The organism is Falsiroseomonas algicola (assembly GCF_011040385.1).
GTDB lineage: Bacteria > Pseudomonadota > Alphaproteobacteria > Acetobacterales > Acetobacteraceae > Falsiroseomonas > Falsiroseomonas algicola.
In genome coordinates this window covers 1-3,828 of record NZ_JAAIKB010000042.1, presented here as the reverse complement: position 1 = coordinate 3,828, position 3,828 = coordinate 1, and the positions used below count along the sequence as shown (strand labels likewise).

The 3,828-nt window shown below is 64.9% G+C and carries 4 protein-coding genes; all 4 read left to right on the top strand.

The features are described 5' to 3' along the window. Nucleotides 1–157 precede the first annotated feature (157 nt). The gene (locus tag G3576_RS30830) at nucleotides 158–736 is read left to right on the top strand and encodes a recombinase family protein (protein ID WP_207623123.1); all 579 of its coding nucleotides are present in this window, start codon (nucleotides 158–160) and stop codon (nucleotides 734–736) included. Then, a complete protein-coding gene (locus G3576_RS30825; RefSeq protein WP_164698311.1) occupies nucleotides 733–1,161 on the top strand; it encodes a hypothetical protein in 429 nt (142 codons plus the stop codon). Before G3576_RS30830 ends, G3576_RS30825 begins: the two co-directional genes overlap by 4 nt. 228 nt (nucleotides 1,162–1,389) lie before the next feature. Then, on the top strand, nucleotides 1,390–1,548 hold the full coding sequence (locus G3576_RS30820; RefSeq protein ID WP_164698310.1) for a hypothetical protein: 159 nt from the start codon (nucleotides 1,390–1,392) through the stop codon (nucleotides 1,546–1,548). A 772-nt stretch (nucleotides 1,549–2,320) separates the two neighbouring features. Then, nucleotides 2,321–3,736 carry a tyrosine-type recombinase/integrase gene (locus G3576_RS32690; protein ID WP_164698309.1) on the top strand — a complete coding sequence of 472 codons (1,416 nt, stop codon included), beginning with the start codon at nucleotides 2,321–2,323 and terminating at the stop codon, nucleotides 3,734–3,736. Nucleotides 3,737–3,828: the final 92 nt, after the last annotated feature.

Below are 3,828 nucleotides of genomic sequence, written 5' to 3'. Positions count from 1 at the left end.
ATACGGTCGTATTCGTCAAAGAGGCATCAGTCGCGAATAGGTCTCGCCATTGAGTCGGGTCGATGGCTGTAGAATCCGGCTGACATACTGTCGCGATACCTTATCTTAGAACCGCCTTCGCAATTACCTGCGGAGCGATGAGTTCTGGGAGAACTGGATGATCCGACTGGGGTATGCCCGCGTGAGCGACGTCTCGCAGAGCCATGACTTGCAGATGGATGCGCTGCGGCAGGCCGGGTGCCAGCACATCTACGTCGAGACCGCCTCGGGTTCCCGGGCGGACCGGCCCGAGCTTCGCAAGCTGCTCGACGCGGTGCAGCCCGGCTCGCAGGTGATCTGCTGGCGGCTGGATCGCATGGCGCGCAGCCTGCGGCATCTCATCGACATGGCGGAGACGCTGCGCCAGCGCGAAGTCGGCCTGATCAGCCTGACCGAGGGCATCGACACCTCCACCACGAGCGGCAGGTTCCTGTTTCATGTGCTCGGGTCGCTGGCGGAGATGGAGCGCGAGATCATCGTGGAGCGGACCAAGGCCGGGCTGCGCGCAGCAGCGGCACGTGGGCGTCGTGGTGGGCGTCCTCCGTCGATGAACGAGGCTCAGGTCCGGGCTGCCAAGGCGATGCTGCGGAGCGGCGAGATGACGGCGGCAGAGGTGGCGGCGCAGCTTGGTATCAGCCCCTCGACGCTTTACCGGCACGTGCCGGGAGGCCGGGGCAATCTGGAACAGGCGGCATGAGCTACTCGGCGACCGAATACCGGCAGAGGCTGGAGGAGTTCGTCTGGCTTCTCGTGCCGATGGCGCAGACTGGATCGGACCTGATCGGGCTCGGCGAAGTCATCGACGCGCTGAGCGGCTTTGCCTGTGACGGCGGCGCGCACGAGGTCGCCATCACCGTCAGCCTCACCCTCGGCTTTCGAGCCAAGGACGGCGGTGTCGAAAGCGGCGCGCTCTACACCGTGCGGGTGTCGGACGAGGGCATCGAGTTCGACGTGACGGAGACCTACTACGAGAGCGGCATCGGGTCCGACAACTCCAGCCGCAGCATGGGCTCCATCGGATGGAACGGCAGCGTTGATGGCGAGCCGATGGATTGGTTCAGGGGTGCCAAGGACTTGATCGGAGACGATGCCGAGTTCAGCGTGTCGCGCGACCACGTTTGAGCCCAGCCACCGACTGAGTTCTCAAGCGGTCGGATGTGATCCCGGGCTGACCTCCGCCAGCCCTCCACGACAGGCCCGTTTAGTGTCGGTGATTCCTGCGCTCGACGTGCTGCGCAACGCCGTGGCCCGAAATTCGGCAGACCGTTTTCCGGATCACCGTATGGCAGGGTGAGCGCCATCTCCGGCGCCACATGACGCGGTCGCCGCAATGAATCGGAGGAGATCAGCATGGCCGTCTGTCAGTGGTGCAAGGTAAGCACGACGCTGCGCAAGTGCGACAAGTGCGGCAACGTCTGGCACTGCCACCACAAACCCGGGCGGGAGACGACGTCGGTCAACCGGTGCGACCAGTGCGGCGCGGTCGACAAGTTCACGCTGATCCGCTGATCGCCGAGAAGCGGATCGCCGACGCGGTCCTTGGGCGGCACGTCCGCTGCATCTGTCGACGAACCTCTCCGTCGAGGACGCGCCTCATGCCGAAGTAGATCATCTGAAGTCGATTTCCTTCTGCGTTGTCGATGCCGTGAGACTTCATCTGCAACGCCCGTCGTAGATCGGTGTCACACCGATGCGTGGAGGGGCAACCACCCTGACCACATCATTGGTCAGGGTGGTCAGTAGTCCGACCTACATCACCGCGAAACGCCACTGACGGATACGGGGCCCTCTCGGTTGTGCGGCCTCCTCCAGAGCACGTTTCTCCGCCAGCCGACGACGAATCACCGCAGGCATTCTCACGACTTTGACGCTGAAAACGTCATCCTTTGTTGCTATGATCTCTTTGCAGACCGAACATCTGGCTGACAGGGTTTCGTTCGCGGGTCCGTAGGCGGCCGTCCATCGGAGCCGGTTATGGGCGCCACAAATGCACTGTTCATCCTCGATCCAGCTAGTCGCCATTGTCACTCTCCTGACGTGGTGAAGTGCGCGCGCAGGTCGAAGGTGCTCAACATCGTCAAGCTTCCGCAATGGGGTTACTGATACGGCCGTCAGCAGCGTCGTCCCAACGTTTGCCAAACCGGCGCCGATTGGCCGGATTTCGGCATCGGCTTTTGGCATACCGTTTCTCGGACATCCGGCTGGCATGGTGTCCGGCATGATTCGGATCACTGCCGCCATCCCCCGTCACCACGTCATCGGGCAGATCGCGCAGTAGCTCGTGCGCGTCACCATCACCGAAGCGGTCATCACCGACCTCCAGCGCGAAACCCGCACGCGGGTGCTCGACCTATGGGACGACGCCGTGCGCGGCCTCGTGCTGCGCCTGCTGCCGAGCGGACGCGCGACATGGTCTGTCCGGGCATGGACGTCGTCGGGTAGCCGCACGTCGATCAAGTTGGGCGAGCACCCGGCGCTGCGCGTCGTCGATGCTCGACGGCAGGCGTTAATCCAACTCGGCGCCGTCCAGCAAGGCCGTGACCCGGTGGGCGAACGCCGTGCTGCCCGGGATGCTCGTCGCGCAGCATCCGCCGCCATCACCGTCGAGAACGCACTGGCGGACTGGCAGCGGGCGCGCATCTACACCGTCGAGGATGCGTGGTCGCGGACCTACGCCTCCCGGGTCGCCAGCGCGCTGCGCGTCCACATCCCTCAGCGCCTCCGGGGGCAGCCGCTGCGCGATGTTCGCCGTGAGACGTGGACCGGGCTGTTGGCGAAGGTAGCGCGGGAGAAACCCGGGGCGGGCGCCTTTTTATACACGGCCGTGTCGTCGTGGCTGGGATACGCCGAGGCCATGGGCTGGATTGAAACCCATCCGCTGCCCCGGCGGGGCAGGAAGCTCATCGCCCCGCATGTCACCCCTCGCACTCGGGTGCTCGACGACCATGAGTGGCTGGCCGTCTGGCGGGCCGCCGAGCGGGAGCCGCCGAAGCTCCGCGCATTCACGAGGCTGCTGCTCCTGACCGCATGCCGCGTCTCCGAAGTCGCCGACATCAGCACCGGCGAGATCGTCGCAGACGGCGCGATATGGGTGATCCCCGGGGAAAGGACCAAGAACGGACGCGAGCACATCGTGCCGTTCGAGGCGTTGGCGCAGGCTGAGCTACGGCTCGTCTGGCCGAAGGACACCGGCCAGATCGGCGATGCGTGGAGATTGCTCGGGCGGTCCCCCGGCAGCGGGTTCACCGGCAACGGCAAGCTGCTGCGCAGATTGGTCGAGGCGTCGGGCGTCCAGCACTGGACATGGCACGACCTCCGCCGGACGGCGCGGACCGGGCTCACCTACCTGAAGGTGCCGGAGCCCGACGCCGAGGCTGCGCTGAACCACGTGAGCGGGAAGGGGAAGCTGGTGGCGACCTACGACCAGTCCGGCCCCTCGGCCTCCGCGCTGACCGCGCTGCGGGTCTGGCAGGGGTATGTCGCCGACGTCGTCGAGGGCCGCCGTCAGCCCGGTGACGCCGAAGCGCAGTATCGGGCCGCGCTACCTGAACATTTGCGCTATCGTAGCAGGCCGAAAATCGAGATGAAGAAAAAGGCCAAGCCCGGACGTCCGGCCCGATCTGGAAAGAAAGTAGCTGACTCTTTCTCGCGTGAAGACGCGAACGAAGATACTGCTGAAGCAATCGGAAGCGATTGAGTTGTCGAGGATTTCCGGGCTTTGGAGCGCTCGTCGTTCCCGCTTGGGAAGCTGACGTTCTACCTCTGAACTACGCCCGCAGCACGAGGTGC

Bases quoted from the DNA above. Each gene is read 5' to 3' on its own strand.
- G3576_RS30825 (WP_164698311.1), top strand. From the start codon at position 733: ATGAGCTACTCGGCGACCGAATACCGGCAGAGGCTGGAGGAGTTCGTC.
- G3576_RS30830 (WP_207623123.1), top strand. From the start codon at position 158: ATGATCCGACTGGGGTATGCCCGCGTGAGCGACGTCTCGCAGAGCCAT.
- G3576_RS30820 (WP_164698310.1), top strand. From the start codon at position 1,390: ATGGCCGTCTGTCAGTGGTGCAAGGTAAGCACGACGCTGCGCAAGTGC.